Origin of the sequence: Embleya sp. NBC_00888 (assembly GCF_045207655.1) — a bacterium.
Lineage (GTDB): Bacteria > Actinomycetota > Actinomycetes > Streptomycetales > Streptomycetaceae > Embleya.
The window spans coordinates 1,807,692-1,824,714 of the sequence record NZ_CP108784.1 but is presented as its reverse complement, the minus strand read 5'-3'; the positions used below and the strand labels follow the sequence as shown (position 1 = coordinate 1,824,714).

Here is a 17,023-nt window from a genome sequence, read left to right as displayed (position 1 = left end):
TGCGGAGGGGTGGCTCGTTGCCGGGTCGGTGCGGTTCGGCTTGCGGGTCGGGCCGGGTGGGTTCCGGGGTGTCCTCAAGCGCCGGACGGGCTGATTTGGATTGCCCGCGTTTTGGTCTGCGGCTTGCGGAGGGTGGCTCGTTGCCGAGTCGGGGTGGGCCGGCTTGCGGGTCGGGCCAAGTGCGTTCCGGGGTGTCCTCGAGCGCGGGACGGGCTGGTTGGGTTCGCGTGGGCGTTGCGGTCTGTGGTGGTGGGGCTTGGGGTGTCCTCGAGCGCGGGACGGGCTGATTTGGTCTGCGGCTGCGGAGAGTGGCTCGTTGCCGGGTCGCGGGTTGGGCCGGGTGGGTTCCTGGGTGTTCTCAAGCGCCGGGCGGGCTGATTGGGGTTGCCCGTGCCTTGTTTCGTGGTTTGCGGAGGAGGGGACGGGAGCGCCGGGGGTGGGCCCGGCGCTCTGTTGGTCAGCCGAAGAGCCAGGTGGTGATGCGGGTCCACCAGGTGGTGGGGAGGGGAGAGATCGGGGAGTCGGGGGGTGTGGTGGGGCGGGGTGGGCGTGGAGGGCGGGTCCATTCGGTGGGCTTCACCAGCGGGACCGGGGTGAACTCGACCGGAAGGGAAGTGAGGTAGCGGGCCCAGGTGGCCGCGTGCCAGGCGGGTGGGCGGTCCGGGTGGGCCAGGCGGATGTCGGGAAGCCGGCTGTTGAGTGTGTCGATCGCGGTGTCCGTGATCGCTCGGCCGATGTCCTGTCCCGGACACAGGTGCGCGCCGCCGCTGAACGCCAGGTGGGCGCGGTTGTTGTGGACCGGCACGGTGAGGTCGGTACGGATCTGCGGGTCGACGTTGCCGGCCATGACGCCGAGCACGAGGAGGTCGCCGGCCTTGATCCGGCGCCCGCCCAACTCGGTGTCCACCAGCGCCCAGCGGCCCGGGATGACCCACAACGGCGGTTCGTCCCACAGGACTTGCTCGACCGCGTCGGGCAGGGTCAGCCGTGCGCCGGCCAGCGACGCGGCGAACCGGTCGTCGGTCAGGACCACCCGCAGCGTGTTCGCGATCAGCGCGATGGTCAGCTCGTTCGCCGCGACCATGACCAGCCGCAGGTGGTGTAGGACCTCGTCCTCGGACAGCTTGTTCGGGTGCTCGATCAGCCAGGACGGGAAGTCGGCGGCCGGCTCGGCACGTTTGCGGTCGGCCAGGTCGCGCAGCGTGCGCAGGATGAACTCATTGGATTCGAGCGCGCGTTCGCTCTGCATCATCAGCTCGGCGCTGGCCTCGACCAGACGTGGACCCATCGCGTCGGGCAGACCGTACAACTGCGCGATGACCAGCATCGGCAACTGTTGCGCGAACTGCGCGACCAGGTCGGCGTGGCCGTCCGCGGCGATCCGGTCGATCAGGTCGTGCGCGAGTCGCTGGACGTGTTTGCGGATGCCGCGTCGGTCGAACCGGTCCAGGCTCTCGGTGACCACGCTGCGCAGGCGTTGATGCTCGGCGCCGTCGCTGGACACGCAGTCCGGGCGGTACTCCATGATCGGCAGGATCGTGGCGTCCGGCGGGATCCGGCCCTCGCGCCAGTCGCGCCAGTTGCGCGCGTCCCGGGAGAACCGGCTCGGCGTGCGCATGACCTCCAGGTTCTCCCGGTAGCCGAGCACCAGCCAGCCGGGGAAGTCGCCGTCGACCAGGATCGGCGCGACCGCCCCGTACTCGGCGCGCAACCTCTCGTAGGTGGCGCCCGGGTCCGCGATCGTCTCCGGTCCGTACAACCTCGTGATGCCCTCGGTGGCCGTCGCGCCCGCGTGCGCGGGGCAGCCGGGCGGCGGAACGGGGGGAGGAGCGGTCATTGCGTCTCCCGGTTCGTGGTGAGCGTGTAGAGGTATTGCATGAGGGCCATCAGGACGTCCCGACTGGAGCCGCGACTGCGCGCGTCGCAATCGAGCATGGGTACCGACTCGTCCAGGTCGAGCGCGCCGCGCAGTTCGTCCATGGAGTGCGCCGGCGATTCGGGGAACGTGTTGACCGCGACCACGAACGGCACGCCGCGATCCTCGAGCCGGCCCATCACGTCGAAGCACACTTCCAGGCGCCGGGTGTCGACCAGGACCACGGCGCCGAGCGCGCCGTCGAACAGGCCGTTCCACAGGAACCAGAAGCGCTCCTGTCCGGGGGTGCCGAACAGGTAGAGGACCAGGCGCTCGTCGAGGCTGATCCGGCCGAAGTCCATCGCCACGGTCGTGGTGGTCTTGGCCTCGATGCCCGCGAGGTCGTCGATGCCGACGCCCGCCTGGGTCATCGTCTCCTCGGTGGTGAGCGGCCGGATCTCGCTGACCGCGCCGACCAGCGTGGTCTTGCCGACGCCGAAGCCGCCGACGACGACGACCTTGATCGCGGCGGCGGCCGTCGCCGGCAGCATGTCCTCGGGGCGCGGCCCGGCGAGGGTCTCAGAGCCTTTGTAGTCCATGCATCACCGCCTTGAGCAGATCGATGTCGGGCAACGAGGCGGCCGGGATCGGTGCCCGCGCCTCGAGTTGATTCGTGGTCACCATGTCCGTCAGGACCAGCGTCAGCACGCTGGTCGGCAATCGCATGTGCGCGGAGATCTCGGCCATGGACAACGGTTGTTCACACATCCGCAGGATCGTCGCGAGCTCGGGGGACATCCCGCGCTCGGGCTCGTGCTTGGCCACGAACAGGGTGACGAGGTCCAACCGGTCCTGCGTCTCCGGGTTTTCCCCGACCAGGTACAGCCGCTCGGGGTGCGGGTCGCGCCGTGAGCGCCTCGGCACACTCACGGAAAGGCCCCGTCGTGGCGCGGCGGACTGGTCAGGTGTTCGCCGATCCGGATCACCAGGTCGCGCATCCGGTGGCCGAGCAGGCCGGTGTCCACCTGACCGTCGGCCAGCACCGCGAGATAGGCGCCCGCGCCGGCGGCCATCATGTAGAAGTAGCCGCCGTTGACCTCGATCACGACCAGCCGCATCCGGCCGTCGCCCTTGGGGAATTCGGACGCGATCGCGGCGGCGAGGCTCTGTAGGCCCGCGCACGCGGCGGCGAGCCGGTCGGCGGTGTCGGCCGCGGTGTTGTGCTGGGCCATCCGCAGGCCGTCGGCGGACAGCAGCACGATGTAGCGCGTGAACGGCACGCTCTTGGCCAGGTCGGCCAGCATCCAGTCCATGTTCGGTCGGTACCCCGTCATCGATATCCCCCATCGCCCCACGAATCGTCCCCGGTCTCGGATCGCCGTTCACTGGACGGTAGTTCGCCGTTGATGCCACTGAGGAACGCGTCCAGTCCGAGCCCCGGCGGCGGATCCTCGACCGGTGCGGCGGCCGGCTTCGACGCGTTCGCGCGGTGCCCGCCGCGCGTTCCCCCGGCGCGCGGCACGGTGCCCAGGTTGCGCCGGCGGCGCTGCGGGAGGCCGTTGGCGCCCAGTTCGGTGCCGACCGGAGTGTCGGTCATCATGTCGTGCAGGGACGGAAGTTCGTCCAGGTGCTGGAGGTGCTCCGGCATCGGGTACATCGGTGGCACGTTCGCGGTGATCTGGTCCTGCGGGATGACCACGACGGCGCGCACGCCGGAGTAGGCCGACGGGCGGAGCATCACCTTGAAGTTGTTGGCGTGCGCGAGTCGGCCCACCACGGTCAGACCCAGGCGCGGGGTCTCGCCCAGGTCGCCCAGGTTGAGCGCGTCGCCGTCCAGGGACAGGATGCGCTCGGCGCGGCGGCGGGCCTCCTCGCTCAGGCCGACGCCGGCGTCCTCGATCTCGACGGCGATGCCGGTCTGGACCTCGACGGTGCTCAGGTGCACGGTGGTCGAGGGCGGCGAGTATCGGGTGGCGTTGTCGAGCAGTTCGGCGATCGCGTGGATCAGCGGCTCGACGTGCTGCGAGATGACCGCGACCTCGACGACGGAGTGCAGCTTGACCCGGCGGTAGTCCAGGATGCGCGACATCGCGCCGCGCAGCACGCTGTACATGCCGATGTCGGTTTCCCACTGGCGACCGGGGCGGGCGCCGCCGAGCACGGCGATGCTGTCCGCCATCCGGCCGATCAGCGCGTTGCCGTGGTCCAGGTGCAGGAGGTCGCGGAAGACGACCGGGTCGTCGCCGTGTCGGTCCTCCATGTCCCGCATGTCCTGGGCCTGTTGGTGGATGGTGGCCTGGACGCGGCGGGCGATGTTGACGAACGCGCGCTGGGCGGACTCGCGCATGTCCTCCTCGGCGCTGACGGTGTCGATCACCGAGCGGATCACGTTGCGGTGTGCGACCGCGAACTCGGTCGGGTCGTCCGGCTGCGGGGCGACCTTGCGCATCACCTCCGGTACCGGCTCGCCCATCTGCAGGCGGCCGATGGCCTCCGGGAGCAACTCCTCGGAGAGCCGGACCGTTTCCGCCTCCTGCGCGGCGAGGCGCCGGCGCAGGCCGACCTGTTGCTGCTGGAGTCGCAGGTGCAATTGCGTGATCGTACGCCCGCGGCGGCCGGCCTCGGCGGCGCACACGGCGACGGCGACGGTCGCGAGTCCACCGCACAGGGCCACCGCGGGACGGGCCTGGGGGGAGACCGCGGCCACGGCCGCGGCCGCGCACACGGCTGTCACGAGGAGGGGGAGGACCCACGCGAGGGCCGGCCGTCGGCCTCCGGGGGACGATCCAGCGAGAACCATCGGCATCCTCGAAAAATGTCGGAAACGAATCGTGCGGGTGTCCTGCGGGGACCGCTCGGCGGGCTGTGCTCGGTCGCCGAGCGGGGGTGCTCGAGTGGGTCCCGTGCGGGCGGGGTCGCGCCCCGGCGGGCAGGGGAAGCACCGTCGCGGGCGCCAGGCTACGCGGACGCGTGGGGCGGATCGGGTGTGTGGCGCACAAGCCCCTCGAACGGGTGAATCGATCGGGATCGGGACATGACATCGGCCGAAAGCGGTAGAGGGGCCGGGGTGTTCGCGGTCCGCGCGGCGGCGGATGGTGGGCTTCGGGCGGCGTCGGCGGTGCCCTCGGCGGGTGGTCGCCGGCACGCCGGGAACGCGCACGGCCCCGCCTCGCCCGGAGAGCGTGTGCGGGGCCGTGGTGGGACCGTGTTGTCGCGGGTCAGTGGTACAGGCGGCCGGCGAACCGGCGGGCGAAGTCGTCCCGGGTGTCGGCGGTGACGGTGACGTCGTAGTGACCAGTCGGCTCCGCGCCGACGGTGACGCGGGTGGTACCGCCTGCCGGGACCGGTACGGTCCGGGCCGGGCCGGCGCCGCGCACGGTGAAGGTGGTGGACGCGCCGCCGGCGTTGGTGAGGGTGACGTCCAGGCTGCGCCCGGGGAGGGCGACGGCGCTCGCCTCGGGGTGCGGCCTCGCCGGATCGGCCCAGGTGCGCACGTCGCCCTTGAAGCCGCGCAGGTAGCCGTCGGGGCCGTGCACGTCGATGTCGTACGGGCCGCCGCTGACGCTTCCCACGCTGAAGAAGTCCTCGACCGCGCCGCCGGCCGGCACGGTGTACTGCCACGCGCCGAACTTGCGGTGGTTGACCGTGTACATCGACAGACCCGCCCCCAGTCGGCCGGTGTTCTCCACCCGGATCCACAGCAGGCCCTGGTCGGCATCGGTGCGCGACGTGGTGGCGAAGCCGTAGTCGATCGGCAGCGCGGGCCGGTCGCCGCTCTCCTGGACCGGCTGCCGCTGAACGATCGGCGGGATCAGCGGAGGCAGCTTCCACTTCTGCCGGGCGAGTTCGTCGAGCAGGGCGCGGGTGTCGGGCAGCGACGGGAAGGAGACATCCTTGTCGGTGAACGTGAACGCGCTCATCAGGTCTCCGCAGACGGTGCGTCGCCACGCGGAGATGTTGTCCTCGCGGACCCCGGTCCAGTTCTCCAGGAAGCGCAGCACCGAGGTGTGGTCGAAGACCTCCGAGCACACCCGGCCGCCCCGGCTCCAGGGCGAGATGACGATCATCGGCACGCGCGGACCGAGTCCGATCGGTGCGCCGGAGATGTACTCGTCGGGCGTGCCGGCCGGGGCGGTGGGCGGTACGACGTGGTCGTAGAACCCGTCGTTCTCGTCGTAGTTGAGCAGGACCACGGTCTTGGCCCACACCTCGGGGTGCGCGGCGAGCGCGTCCAGCACATGGGAGGCGGTGAAGTGGGCGCCCTTGACCGGAGGGTAGTTCGGGTGTTCGGACTCCTCGGTGGGTGCCACGATCCAGCTCACCGCGGGAAGCGCGCCGGCCGCGACATCGTCGGCGAACGCCTTCGGGCCGCGCCGCGCCATGCCGTTCACGTACAGCGGCGAACTCTGCGGCGCGGTGCGGAAGGCGTCGAACCACGCGAGCGCGTTGTCGTCGTAGTTGTCCTGCTGTTGGTAGACGCGCCAGGAGATGCCGGCGGCCTGGAGCCGCTCGGGGTAGGTGGTCCAGCGAAAGCCCGGTTCGCTGTTGTCCACGACCGGTCCGCCGGCGCGACCGGCCGGGTCCACGGTGCCCGTCCACAGGTAGAGGCGGTTCGGGTTGGTGGAGGCCATCGCGGACGAGAAGTACTGGTCGCACACCGTGAACGCGTCGGCCAGCGCGAACTGGTACGGGATGTCGTCGCGACGGTAGTGGCCCATGGTCAGCCACGACTTGGCCGGGATCCAGTTGCTGTACTGCCCGTTGGCCCACGCGCTGTGTCCGCCGCCCCAGGAGTGGTCCAGGCCGGGCACCTGCTGGGCGTTACTGGTCGCGGTGTCCAGGTGCCAGGGCAGCAGGGTGGTGCCGCCGGCCAGGCCGAGCAGCCGCTGATGCAGGACGTCACCGCCGCCGGCGAAGCGCACCAGCGAGCGGTCGCCGTAGCCGCGTACGCCGCGCAGCGTGCCGAAGTAGTGGTCGAACGACCGGTTCTCCTGCATCAGGATCACCACGTGCTCGACGTCGTCCAGCGTGCCGGGCGTGCCGGCGGTGGCCGCGACGGCTTCCGCGACGGCGGGCGAGAGACCCGATGCGGCGGCGAGCCCGGCGCCGGACGCGGCGGCGGCGCCGAGAAAGCCGCGGCGGGAGAGGGGGGACATGGGGTGGGACCTCCAGGGTCGGCAACCGAGCCGGCCGAACCTGCCGGATCGGGCGAATCGAGCACAGAGCACACCCATCCTGACGGTCCGTCAGCTACCGGCGGGAGACCCTGGGGTTAACCAGTCGGTAACTTTCGAGCGGCGGGCACCCGTCCCGCCCGGGCGGGACGGGTGCCCCTGGGCGGTCCGCCCGGCGGCATGGGCGGTCCGCCCGCCGTCGGGCCGCCCGTCGCGACTACTTCAGGGGAGCCATGAGCTTGACGTGGTCGTTGCGCTTGAGGAGGCAGGTCAGGTCGCGGTCGTTCTCGTTGATCCAACTGCCCGAGGTGGGACGCAGGGTGAGCTTGGACAACGGGAGGTCGCTGTTGCGGGCGGCCGTCGGGGTGACCAATTCTGTGCACTTCTTGCCGGTGTCGTCCTGGAAGGTCATGCTCGTCGGCGACATGTTCGCCGGCAGGGTGAACTCCCCGACCACCTCGGCGTCGTGCGGCGTCGTGCAGGCGACGGTGACGAGCTCCTCGCCCTTCTCCTCGACGCAGTCGCCCTTGTGCAGCTTGATCATCTTGACCTGGCCGCTGCGCTTGGTCGCGGTCCCGGACGGGGTGGCGCCACCGCCACCGCCGGTGGCCGGGCCCGTCGACGGGTCGGACTTCGCCGGGAGGGTCGGCGCCGGCGGCATGGTGATCATCGGCGGCTTGGACTCGGCGGAACTCCCCCTGTCGTCCTTCTTGTCGTCGTCCTTGCCGAGGCAGCCGGTGAGCAGGGCGGAGGCGACCAGGACGGCGGCCGCGGCCGCGGACGCGCGGGTACCGGCGCGACGACGGCGCGCGGGAGTGGGGGACAGCACACCGGAGATCCGGGAAACGCGCATCGGAAATCGAAGCCTCTCGCTGGGAATCGCCCAGAGTCTTTCGGAGGCGGGTGTTCCGGTCTTCAGGGGCTTCCCTTATCTCTGGCTAATGCCCCAATACCCCCAATTCCCTACATTCGGGGCGGATTCTTCGTGCGCTGGTAGTGCCGGGCCACCCGGGCGCGGTTGCCGCAGCCCGCGGAGCACCATTCGCGGCGCGGGTTGTTCTTGACGAAGTGCAGCACGCAGCCCGGGCCGTGACAGGGCCTCAGCTCGGCTCGGTCGGGCCCGGTGACCAGGTCGATGGTGGCGTCCGCGAGCTCGGCCAAAACCGCGGCGATCGGCTCGGCCCGGGTGTGCGTGGTCGCGGTGGGCCAGGTCAGCTCGCGCCAGTGCGGCGCGGCGCGGGTGTACGTGTTGAGGCGGGCCACGGTGTCGGCGGCCGGCGCGGTGTCGGTCATCGCGGCGTGCAGCAGGGCGGCGACGCACTCGCGCAGGTCCAGTGCCGCGGCCAGGTCCCGCGCGTCCACCGCGAGCAGCGCGGCGTCGGACGGCGGTGCGCTCAGCCGTGGCGCGATGTCGCGCAGCCACGCGGCCAGGTGCTCCGGCTCGGCGAGTCCCTCGTGCGGTACGCCGCGCACCGCGTACCGGGTGTTGGCCAGCTCCACCGGAAGCGGCTCGCCGAGCAGGGGTGCGCCGCCGGCGTCGAGGTCCGCGATTCGTGTGCTCACGAAACTAATGCTAGCGGGTGCCGGTATCCATGTGGATGTGCGCGCCTCGGTGGTGGCCCGGCTCGGCCCGGACGCCGGGTGCCCGCCGCCTCGCGTCGGCGGACTTACGTCGCCGCGGGTGGATGGCGCTGCATGCCTTATGTGATCTTCCCAGTACGCAGCGTGTGGTGTGACGAGGCAGACATCCGCGACGGGAACGCCGTCGGACGGGCCGTACGCGCACTTTTACGGGCCTGCGGGTGTGCTGTTTCGGGATGGTTTAGTGGTAATTGTCGACCCGGTGTCGTGGATGGCGCCCTGGGGACGTGTCGGCGGGGGCGGGGCAGGCCGCCTGTCGAGGGGTGGGGCCAGCCCCACCCAGAGAGGGAAGTGGGCACCATGGGGAATGTGTTGCGCGATCCCTAGGTTTGAACCAGACGGGCCGACAGGGCTCGCAGGGGGTCAAGGAGAGTCACGTGAACAACCGCAGCCGGGTCGCAGAGCAGGACACCACTCAGCCGTCGACGCCCGGTACGGTCGCCTCCTTCGCTCGCTTCGTGGTCTTCGGCGGCGGTACCGGACTGGCTTCCAGCGCCGCGCTCGTCGCCCTCTCCGGCCACCTGCCGATCGCCGCCGCCAACGCCGTGGTCACCGTGGCCGGCACGCTCCTGGCCACCGAGTTGCACAGCCGGTTCGCCTTCCGGGCCGGGCGCGCCGACCTCAAGGCGCACGCCCAGGCCGGTGGGTCGGCCGTGGTCGCCTACCTGTTCACCACGGCGGCCGTGCTGGGCCTGCACGCGGTCCAGGCCGCGCCGAGCATCATGGTCGAGCAGGGCACCTACCTGGTCGCCTCGGGCATCGCCGGGCTGGCCCGATTCGCCTTCCTGCGGCTCGCCGTGTTCGCGGCGCCGAAGGCGCGTTCGGCCGAGACCGTGACCACCACCCGCACCCGCGTGCTCGGCCGCGACGCGCTGGTCGCCGCCGCCTGACCCGACCGACGCCCCCAAGCGCAGGGTCCGCCCCGCGACTCCGGACCGGAGTCGCGGGGCGGACCCTATTCCGTGGGCAGCCCCGACTCGCGCAGTCGGCGTCGATGCGGCGGCAACAGCAGTACCTCCAGGGCGTCCGCGCACGCCTGGGCCCGGTCGCGGAACCACGGGATGCGCTCGTCGGTCATCACGGCGGGCGTGGACCGCACGGCCAGGGCCGCGTGCGCGTGGCCGGCCCGGTTCAGGACCGGCACCGCCAGGGTGCGTACGCCCGGGACCGACTCGCCGTCGTTGAGCGCGTAGCCGACCGCCCGGGCCGCCTGCAACTGGGCCTGCAACGCCACCGGGTCCACGATCGTGCGCTCGGTCTGCGGGGCCAGCGGCAGCAGCGGCTCCAGGCCGCCGTCCGCCGGATCGGCCCAGGCCAGCAGGACCTTGCCCAGCGCGGTCGAGTGCAGTGGCCGGCGCAGACCGAGTCCGGTGCCGGGCTGGACCGAACTGCCGACCAGGACCAGTGCGTGCCGACCGCTGCGGATGGCCAGGTCGGAGGTCGCCGAGGTGCGCCGGGACAACTGTTCCAACTCGGGCGCCGCGTGGTGCAGGCCGCGCTGGTGGTAGGCGAGCAGGCCGAGTTCGGCGACCACGGGACCCAGCCGGTAGCGGCTGGTGCGGTCGTCCTGATCGAGGAAGCCCGCGCCGACCAGGGTGCGGGCCAGGCGGTGCGCGGTGGACACCGACAGGTCCATCCGGCGGGCGATGTCCGACGCGCTCAGGTCGGTGCCGGTCGCCCGGAAGCAGTGCAGGATGCCCAGGGCGCGCTGGACGGCCTGCGCGCCGGAGGGTGCGCGCGGTGCGGTCGGCTCCGCCGCGCCGGCGTGCGCCGCACGTGTGTCCGCCGCGTTCGTGGTCGGCGCGTTTGCATCCGCCGCGGTTGCGTCCACTGGAACCCCCAACTCGCCGTTCGACAGGCGGTTTTCACCATACGGCAAGCCGATCGACCACTGTGCGCCACGATCCGTGCCGGAGAGCATCAAGGTATCCCACATCATGGGAAGGTTTGATCGCGTGGCGCGGATCGTGCCAGGATCCCCCCGATGCGCCTTTTGGTGCGCCGGGCATTCCGCCGGGCGTGCCCGTGATCGACGAAGCAACCGAGAGGGAGGCCCGCGTGTCCGCAGACGCGTTGTACACCGCGCCGTCCTCCACCGCCCGCGCGCTGCTGACCAGCCGCCGGCACATCGACCTCGCGCGCGTCTCCAGCGCCGGCTGTCGCTGACCCACCCCCGCACCGAACCCCGGTACGCCCGCGTCCGAGCGATCGATCCGATCGACGTCCGGCGTCCGCGCGCTGCCTGATCGCGATGCCGCCCACGCGTAGGTCCCCCCGACCACGCGTGACCCGTTGACCCCTGCCCGGACCGACGCGGTCCCGGGTCGATCCGCGCCGTGCCCGACCGGGCCGCGGACCCCCGCCGCCATCAACGCGAACGGAAGTATCGCCATGACCGCCGTGACCGGCGCCCGTCCGGACGAACTGTGGTTCACCCGCTGTCCCGTGCCCACCGCCACCGGCATCGCCGCAGATCTGGGTCTGCTCGACGCCGAGTTCGCGGCCGAGGGCATCACCGTCCGCTCGCTGCAGGACGTCTCCGCCGACGTGGCCGCCGACCACCACTACACGCACGCGCTGCCCGGGCTCTTCCGCGAGGGCGGCAACGTGCCCGCGCTGTGGGCACGTTCGCGAGGTGAGGCGACCCGGCTGGTCGGACTCACCTGGATCGAGGAGAGCCAGGCGATCCTGGTCCGCGCGGACAGCGGCATCGGCGCGCCCGAGCACCTGCGCGGGCTGCGGCTGGCGATTCCCCGGCACGACATCGCGATCGACTTCTGGCGGGCGATGGCACTGCACGGCTTCGCCGGCGCACTGTCCCTGGCCGGTTCGACCCTGTCCGACGCACGTCCGGTCGAGGTGCCCGCGGCGCGCGGGATCGGCCAGTGGGAGGCCGAGTTGGCCGCGCTCGGGCGCGGTGACGTGGACGCCGTGTACGTCAAGGGCGCGCTCGCCGTCGAGGCGGCCGCGCGGCACGGCGCGGTCGTGGCGGTCGACCTGGACGCGGCGGCCGACCCGCGAGCGCGGATCAACAACGGCACGCCCCGGCCGATCACGGTGCACCGGGATCTGCTGGACCACCACCCGGAATTGGTCACCCGCTTCCTCGCGGTGCTGGTCGAGGCGGCCGACTGGGCCCCGGGGCATCCCGCCGAGGTGGCCCGGATCCTGGGCGCCGAGACCGGCGCGGGCGCGTTCGGGGTGGCCGGCGCGTACCGCGAACTCGGCCCGGACACGCTGCGGATCGACCTCTCCGCCGAGCGCCTGGACCTGCTCGCGCGACAGGAGCGCTTCCTGTACGGGCAGGGCTTCCTGGCCCAACCCGTGGACGTGCGCGCGTGGGCGACCCCGGAGCCGTTGCGGGCCGCGCGCGAACTCGCCGACGCGCGACGGGCATCGGCCGTGGACGCACCGCCGCGACCCGAGAACCCCGCCCGCCCCGTCGACACCGCGCCGTCGCCCGCCGGGCGCGCGCACCCCGAACAGTCGCTCGACCCCGAACCGTCCCGGATATCCACGCTGGAGGCATCCCATGAGTAGCCGGCCCCCTCGCCGTCACACCCGTCTGCTGTCCGCCGTCGCGCTCGCGACCGCGACGCTGATCGCGCTGACCGGCTGCGGCTCCTCGTCGAAGGACGCCAAGGCGTCGTCGGCCGCGGGCGACACCAAGACCGACATCACGCTGCGCATCCCCGACCCGGGCAACAACGGCGTGCTCGCGCTCGGCAAGAAGGACGGCTCCCTGGACGCGGCGCTGGCCAAGGTCGGCGCCAAGGTCTCCTGGACCGGCAGCGCGGGCCCGTTCGCACCGGCCGCGCAGGCGATCAACGCCGGCCAACTCGACGTCGCGCTCGGCTCGATCACCTCCGCCGTCGCCGCGCTCGGCCAGAAGCCGAGCTTCAAGCTGTTCGGCGCCACCGCCCCCGACCTGGCGGGCGAGGGCATCCTGGTGAAGAGCGACTCGAAGATCCACTCGATCCGGGACCTGATCGGCAAGAAGGTGGCCTGCTCGCAGGGCGGCACCAGTGAATACCTCCTGCTGGCCGCACTCGAACAGGCGGGCATCCCGGCCGACAAGGTCGAGCGGGTCTACCTGCGCGCCGACCAGACCGCGCCGGTGTTCGCCGCCGGTCAGGTCGACGCGTGGGCCACCTGGGCCACCTACTCGGTGCCCGCGCTGGCCTCCGGCAACGCGCGCTTCCTCGCCGACGGCCGCGCGCTCGGCTCGGACAACTACTCGGTGTGGGCGGTGCGCAACGCGTTCGCGGACAAGCACCCCGAGGTGGTCAAGGCGTTCTACGCCTACCTGCACGAGGCCGGCACCAAGGAGATCGCCGACCCCGCCGCGTACATCAACGTCTTCACCGACTCCGGCCCCACCGCGTACGGCGCCGAACCCAAGCGCGTCCAGACCGACTTCACCCGCCAGGGCGCCACGGTCGAGCCGATCCGACCGGCCGACGTGGAACGCTTCGGCAAGGTCGCCCAGTTCTTCCTGAACCAGAAGGTCACCCCGAGCCTGGTCGACGTCAAGCCGCACCTGCTGGACGTGGCCTCCCTCGCGGGAGCGACCGGATGAGCGCGCCCACGTTGGTCAAGACCGAACCCCGGGCGCGCGAGTACCCCGGTCTGGTCACCCCGCGTCCGCGACTCCCGCGCCCCCGACCGCGCTTCCTCAGCCCCGCGCTGCGGGCGATCGGCCCGCTCGCGCTGGTCGGCGGCTGGGCCTGGGCCTCGCACAGCGGAGCGCTCAGCCCGGACCTGCTCGGCTCGCCCGCCGACGTCTTCCGCGCGGCGCGCGAGATGTGGGACAACGGCCAACTCCCGGACGCGCTCCGGGTCTCGCTGGGTCGGGCCGGCCTGGGCCTGGTGTTCGGGCTCACCATCGGCCTGGCTCTGGGCGTGCTCACCGGCTTCTCCCGACTCGGCGAGGAACTCCTGGACTCCACCGTGCAGTTGTTGCGCACCGTGCCGTTCCTCGCGCTGGTCCCGCTGTTCATGGTGTGGTTCGGCATCGGCGAGTCGGCCCGGGTGATCCTGATCGCGGTGGCCACCGCGTTCCCGATGTACGTCTCCGCCTCCGGCGGGGTGCGCAACGTGGACCGCAAGCTGGTCGAGGCGATGCGCAGCTTCGGCGTCGGCCGGATCGCGCTGGTGCGCGAGGTGGTCCTGCCGGGCGCGCTGCCCGCCCTGCTCTCCGGGCTGCGGCTGTCCATGACGCTGAGCGTGATCGCGCTGATCGCGGCCGAGGAGATCAACTCCACCGCCGGGATCGGCTATCTGATGAGCCAGGCGCAGAGCTTCTCGCGCACCGACATCCTCACCGTCTGCATCCTGGTCTACGCGATCCTCGGCCTGCTCGCCGACGCCTTGGTGCGCATTCTGGAACGGGTGCTGATGCCTTGGCGCAACCAGGGGCAGGGGGCGGGCCGATGAGCACCGATCACGCCCGCTCCGCCGAGGTCGCGGTACACATCCGGGGGCTGCGCCGGGTGTTCGGCACCCGCGCCGTCCTGGACGGTGTGCACCTGGACATCGCCCGCGGCGAGTTCGTCGCGCTGCTCGGCGCGAGCGGTACCGGCAAGACCACGCTGCTGCGCATCCTCGGCGCGCTCGATCGCAGCGACGGCGGCACGGTCCTGGTCCCCGAGGCCCGCACCATCGTCTTCCAGGAACCGCGACTGGTGCCGTCCAAGCGGGTGTTGGCCAATGTCGTGGTCGGCCTGCCGCGAGGTCGGGCCACCCGGGAGATCGGCCTGCGCGCGCTGACCGAGGTGGGTCTGGAAGGGCACGCCCAGGCCTGGCCGGCGACCCTGTCCGGCGGCGAGGCGCAGCGCGTCGCGCTCGCCCGGGCACTGGTGCGCGAGCCGGAACTGCTGCTCCTGGACGAACCGTTCGCCGCGCTGGACGCGCTGACCCGGCTGCGTATGCAGGACCTGGTCGGCGAGTTGTGCCGGGTGCATCGGCCCGCCGTGCTGCTGGTCACGCACGATGTGGAGGAGGCGATCCGGCTGGCCGACCGGGTCGCGGTGCTGCGGGACGGAAACCTGGTCACCGACGAGGTGGTCGCGGTGGACCGGCCGCGCGACCCCACCGATCCGGCGTTCGCGGCGCTGCGCCGGCGGTTGCTCGCCGATCTGGGCGTGCGCACGCCGGATTCCGGATCCGCCGGGGCGTCCTCCCGCTCCGCTTCGGTCGGCAGCGGCTCGTCGTCCGCGTCGTCCGCGTCGTCCGAGTTGTCCTTCTCCTCGTCTTCTTCCTCGTCCCCGTCTTCGACCGGAGTGATCTGAATGACCGTCACCATCGGTGTCCACGGCAGCAACCCGTCGTTGTACCTGCTCGCGCGGCTGGGCATCCTGGAGCGCGCGTTGGAGCCGCTGGGGGAGAGCGTGACCTGGGTGCCCGTGGAGGGCACCCGGGTGGGCGAACTGCTCGGCGACGGCACGATCGACTTCGGCGGGACCGGTTCGACGCCGCCGATCGTCGGTCAGGCGCAGGGACACGACATCGTCTACGTCGCGGTGTCCGCGCCGCGTCCCGGGCACGGCGCGTTGCTGGTGGCCGACGAGGGCCCGGTGCGCGCGCCGGCGGACCTCGAGGACGGCACGGTCGTGTTGAGCATCGGTTCGTGGCAGACCCACTTCGTGGCCAAGGCGCTCGCCGACGTCGGGCTGTCCTACCGGGACGACATCACGCCGGTGCGGCCGGTGGCGGGACAGGACCAGGCCGCGCGGCTGCGTTCCGGCGAGATCGCCGGCTGGGTCGCGCAGGGTCCCGAGCTGGTCGCCGCGCTGCGCGAGCCCGGACTTCGGGTGCTGCACCGGGTCGGCGACGTGATCACCGACCGCTCGGTGTTCTTCGCGCGCCGCGCGTTCGCCGAGGAGCGCGCGGAGGTGGTCGCGGTCGTGGTGGCCGCGCTGCGCGAGGCCGACGAGTGGGCCGCGGCGCACCTCGACGAGGCGGCCGGGTTGCACGCGGCCGAGCTGCCGGGCGCGCGGGCGGACTGGGCCGAGGCGCTGGCCGCGCTGCCGTGGCGGCTGGAGGCGGTACCGGCCGCGTTCATCGCCGAGCAGCAGGAGGCCGCGGACATCTTCGTGGCGAACGGGTTCATCGACCGGCCGATCACGGTGGCCGACGCGCAGGTCGACGCGTTGACGCCGCTGGTGGCCGGGGTGCTCGCGGCGACGGTCGGCGGTGCCCGATGAGCACCGAGGTGTTGTGGTACGTGATCCCGCGTGAGGGGCCGTATCCGTGGGAGCCCGCCGGCCGGCGTCCGGTCGACCTGGCCTACCTCCAGCAACTCGCGGGCGCGGTGGACCGGTTGGGGTTCAGTGGCGCGTTGCTGGCGACCGACCTGTACGACGTGTGGTCGCTGGGCAGCGTGGTGGCCGCGGCGGCGCCGACGTTCCGACCGTTGCTCGCGGTGCATCCCGGGCTGATCGCGCCGACGTTGCTGGCCAAGATGGCGCTGAGCTTCGAGGCGTTGTTCGGCGCGGGGCGGCTGCGTTTCAACGTGGTCAACGGCTCGACCGAGGGCCTGCGCGAGTACGGGCTGCATCTGGACCACGACGAGCGCTACGAACTCAGCGCCGAGTACTGGTCGATCGTCCGGCGACTGACCTCGGGCGAGGTGTTCGACCACAAGGGGCGGTTCTACGACCTGCGGCAGGCGGGCGCGGGGCTGCGCGAGCTGCATCGGGACGGCGGGCACGTCCCGATGTGGTTCGGCGGTTCGTCCCCGGCCGGCATCGAGATGGCCGCGGAGCACGTCGACGTCTACCTGACCTGGGGCGAACCGCCGCACCTGCTCAAGGAGAAGCTGGAGCGAGTCCGCGAGCGGGCCGCCGCGCACGGGCGTTCGTTGCGGATCGGACTGCGGTTGCACCTGATCGTGCGGGACACCGAGAACGAGGCGTGGGCGGCGGCCGATCGGCTGCTGGAGGTGACCAGCCACGCCACCTACGCGCGGCAGTTGGGCCAGGCGGCGGACGCGGACGGGGTCGGCTGGGAGCGGCAGTTCCGCCAGCACGGAGGTCGGGTCCCGGCCCGGGCGCGGGAGTTGGAGGTGTACCCGAACCTGTGGCCCGGGATGGGGTTGTTCCGGCCCGGGCCCGGGACGGCGGTGGTCGGGTCCACGGCCCAGGTGATCGAGCGGTTGCAGGAGTTCGAGGCGATGGGGGTGGACACGTTCATCCTGTCCGGCAACCCCTTGCTGGAGGAGGCGTACCGGATCGGCGAGACGGTGCTGCCGGCGCTGGGGGTGCGGCCTTGGGTGGGGTGAGCGCCGGCGGTTCGGGCGTACGACGGGCCCCGTGCGGCGGAAGACCCCGTCGTACCGCCTGGACCGCCTGGA

17 protein-coding genes are annotated in these 17,023 nt (G+C 72.1%); 8 read left to right on the top strand and 9 right to left on the bottom strand.

What is annotated here, in order from left to right; translation table 11 throughout:
• Positions 1–457: 457 nt before the first annotated feature.
• The 8 genes from OG948_RS07080 to OG948_RS07045 all read right to left on the bottom strand — a co-directional run bounded on the left by OG948_RS07080 (position 458) and on the right by OG948_RS07045 (position 8,592).
• Positions 458–1,837: a cytochrome P450 gene (locus OG948_RS07080; RefSeq protein WP_406294711.1), complete on the bottom strand. Its 1,380-nt coding sequence runs from the start codon at positions 1,835–1,837 to the stop codon at positions 458–460.
• Complete coding sequence (locus OG948_RS07075; RefSeq protein ID WP_406294709.1) at positions 1,834–2,454, bottom strand: GTP-binding protein; 621 nt, start codon at positions 2,452–2,454, stop codon at positions 1,834–1,836. The genes OG948_RS07080 and OG948_RS07075 overlap by 4 nt, the downstream gene beginning before the upstream one ends.
• Positions 2,435–2,785: a DUF742 domain-containing protein gene (locus tag OG948_RS07070; protein ID WP_406294707.1), complete on the bottom strand. Its 351-nt coding sequence runs from the start codon at positions 2,783–2,785 to the stop codon at positions 2,435–2,437. Before OG948_RS07070 ends, OG948_RS07075 begins: the two co-directional genes overlap by 20 nt.
• A complete protein-coding gene (locus tag OG948_RS07065; protein WP_406294706.1) occupies positions 2,782–3,168 on the bottom strand; it encodes a roadblock/LC7 domain-containing protein in 387 nt (128 codons plus the stop codon). The genes OG948_RS07070 and OG948_RS07065 overlap by 4 nt, the downstream gene beginning before the upstream one ends.
• Positions 3,169–3,185: 17 nt before the next feature.
• The gene (locus OG948_RS07060; RefSeq protein ID WP_406294704.1) at positions 3,186–4,589 is read right to left on the bottom strand and encodes a sensor histidine kinase; all 1,404 of its coding nucleotides are present in this window, start codon (positions 4,587–4,589) and stop codon (positions 3,186–3,188) included.
• A 484-nt stretch (positions 4,590–5,073) separates the two neighbouring features.
• The gene (locus OG948_RS07055; protein ID WP_406294702.1) at positions 5,074–7,011 is read right to left on the bottom strand and encodes a phosphocholine-specific phospholipase C; all 1,938 of its coding nucleotides are present in this window, start codon (positions 7,009–7,011) and stop codon (positions 5,074–5,076) included.
• A gap of 235 nt (positions 7,012–7,246) precedes the next feature.
• Positions 7,247–7,882, bottom strand: coding sequence for a septum formation family protein (locus OG948_RS07050; RefSeq protein ID WP_406294701.1), 636 nt, complete (start codon positions 7,880–7,882; stop codon positions 7,247–7,249).
• Between the two features lie 110 nt (positions 7,883–7,992).
• Entirely contained in the window at positions 7,993–8,592 is a 600-nt protein-coding gene (locus tag OG948_RS07045) for a CGNR zinc finger domain-containing protein (protein WP_406294700.1), read from the bottom strand.
• A gap of 455 nt (positions 8,593–9,047) precedes the next feature.
• On the opposite strand from OG948_RS07045, the gene OG948_RS07040 reads away from it, so the two are divergent.
• Positions 9,048–9,560 carry a hypothetical protein gene (locus OG948_RS07040; RefSeq protein WP_406294699.1) on the top strand — a complete coding sequence of 171 codons (513 nt, stop codon included), beginning with the start codon at positions 9,048–9,050 and terminating at the stop codon, positions 9,558–9,560.
• A gap of 65 nt (positions 9,561–9,625) precedes the next feature.
• On the opposite strand, the gene OG948_RS07035 is transcribed toward OG948_RS07040, so the two are convergent.
• The gene (locus OG948_RS07035; protein WP_406294697.1) at positions 9,626–10,501 is read right to left on the bottom strand and encodes an IclR family transcriptional regulator; all 876 of its coding nucleotides are present in this window, start codon (positions 10,499–10,501) and stop codon (positions 9,626–9,628) included.
• Between the two features lie 227 nt (positions 10,502–10,728).
• Between OG948_RS07035 and OG948_RS07030 the strand changes: the two genes are divergently transcribed.
• The 7 genes from OG948_RS07030 to OG948_RS07000 all read left to right on the top strand — a co-directional run bounded on the left by OG948_RS07030 (position 10,729) and on the right by OG948_RS07000 (position 16,951).
• Positions 10,729–10,836 carry a putative leader peptide gene (locus OG948_RS07030; protein WP_395863859.1) on the top strand — a complete coding sequence of 36 codons (108 nt, stop codon included), beginning with the start codon at positions 10,729–10,731 and terminating at the stop codon, positions 10,834–10,836.
• A 225-nt stretch (positions 10,837–11,061) separates the two neighbouring features.
• Positions 11,062–12,210 carry an ABC transporter substrate-binding protein gene (locus OG948_RS07025; protein ID WP_406294694.1) on the top strand — a complete coding sequence of 383 codons (1,149 nt, stop codon included), beginning with the start codon at positions 11,062–11,064 and terminating at the stop codon, positions 12,208–12,210.
• A complete protein-coding gene (locus OG948_RS07020) occupies positions 12,203–13,249 on the top strand; it encodes an ABC transporter substrate-binding protein (protein ID WP_406294693.1) in 1,047 nt (348 codons plus the stop codon). The genes OG948_RS07025 and OG948_RS07020 overlap by 8 nt, the downstream gene beginning before the upstream one ends.
• A complete protein-coding gene (locus OG948_RS07015; RefSeq protein WP_406294691.1) occupies positions 13,246–14,106 on the top strand; it encodes an ABC transporter permease in 861 nt (286 codons plus the stop codon). The genes OG948_RS07020 and OG948_RS07015 overlap by 4 nt, the downstream gene beginning before the upstream one ends.
• On the top strand, positions 14,103–14,960 hold the full coding sequence (locus tag OG948_RS07010; RefSeq protein ID WP_406294689.1) for an ABC transporter ATP-binding protein: 858 nt from the start codon (positions 14,103–14,105) through the stop codon (positions 14,958–14,960). The genes OG948_RS07015 and OG948_RS07010 overlap by 4 nt, the downstream gene beginning before the upstream one ends.
• Complete coding sequence (locus OG948_RS07005; protein WP_406294687.1) at positions 14,961–15,875, top strand: ABC transporter substrate-binding protein; 915 nt, start codon at positions 14,961–14,963, stop codon at positions 15,873–15,875.
• Positions 15,872–16,951, top strand: a complete 1,080-nt coding sequence (locus tag OG948_RS07000) for an LLM class flavin-dependent oxidoreductase (RefSeq protein WP_406294685.1) — start codon at positions 15,872–15,874, stop codon at positions 16,949–16,951. Before OG948_RS07005 ends, OG948_RS07000 begins: the two co-directional genes overlap by 4 nt.
• Positions 16,952–17,023: the final 72 nt, after the last annotated feature.

Excerpts from the sequence above, each read along its gene's own strand:
- OG948_RS07025 (WP_406294694.1), top strand. The coding sequence starts at position 11,062 with ATGACCGCCGTGACCGGCGCCCGTCCGGACGAACTGTGGTTCACCCGC.
- OG948_RS07075 (WP_406294709.1), bottom strand. The coding sequence starts at position 2,454 with ATGGACTACAAAGGCTCTGAGACCCTCGCCGGGCCGCGCCCCGAGGAC.
- OG948_RS07050 (WP_406294701.1), bottom strand. The coding sequence starts at position 7,882 with ATGCGCGTTTCCCGGATCTCCGGTGTGCTGTCCCCCACTCCCGCGCGC.
- OG948_RS07065 (WP_406294706.1), bottom strand. The coding sequence starts at position 3,168 with ATGGACTGGATGCTGGCCGACCTGGCCAAGAGCGTGCCGTTCACGCGC.
- OG948_RS07010 (WP_406294689.1), top strand. The coding sequence starts at position 14,103 with ATGAGCACCGATCACGCCCGCTCCGCCGAGGTCGCGGTACACATCCGG.
- OG948_RS07020 (WP_406294693.1), top strand. The coding sequence starts at position 12,203 with ATGAGTAGCCGGCCCCCTCGCCGTCACACCCGTCTGCTGTCCGCCGTC.
- OG948_RS07015 (WP_406294691.1), top strand. The coding sequence starts at position 13,246 with ATGAGCGCGCCCACGTTGGTCAAGACCGAACCCCGGGCGCGCGAGTAC.
- OG948_RS07000 (WP_406294685.1), top strand. The coding sequence starts at position 15,872 with ATGAGCACCGAGGTGTTGTGGTACGTGATCCCGCGTGAGGGGCCGTAT.
- OG948_RS07005 (WP_406294687.1), top strand. The coding sequence starts at position 14,961 with ATGACCGTCACCATCGGTGTCCACGGCAGCAACCCGTCGTTGTACCTG.
- OG948_RS07055 (WP_406294702.1), bottom strand. The coding sequence starts at position 7,011 with ATGTCCCCCCTCTCCCGCCGCGGCTTTCTCGGCGCCGCCGCCGCGTCC.
- OG948_RS07080 (WP_406294711.1), bottom strand. The coding sequence starts at position 1,837 with ATGACCGCTCCTCCCCCCGTTCCGCCGCCCGGCTGCCCCGCGCACGCG.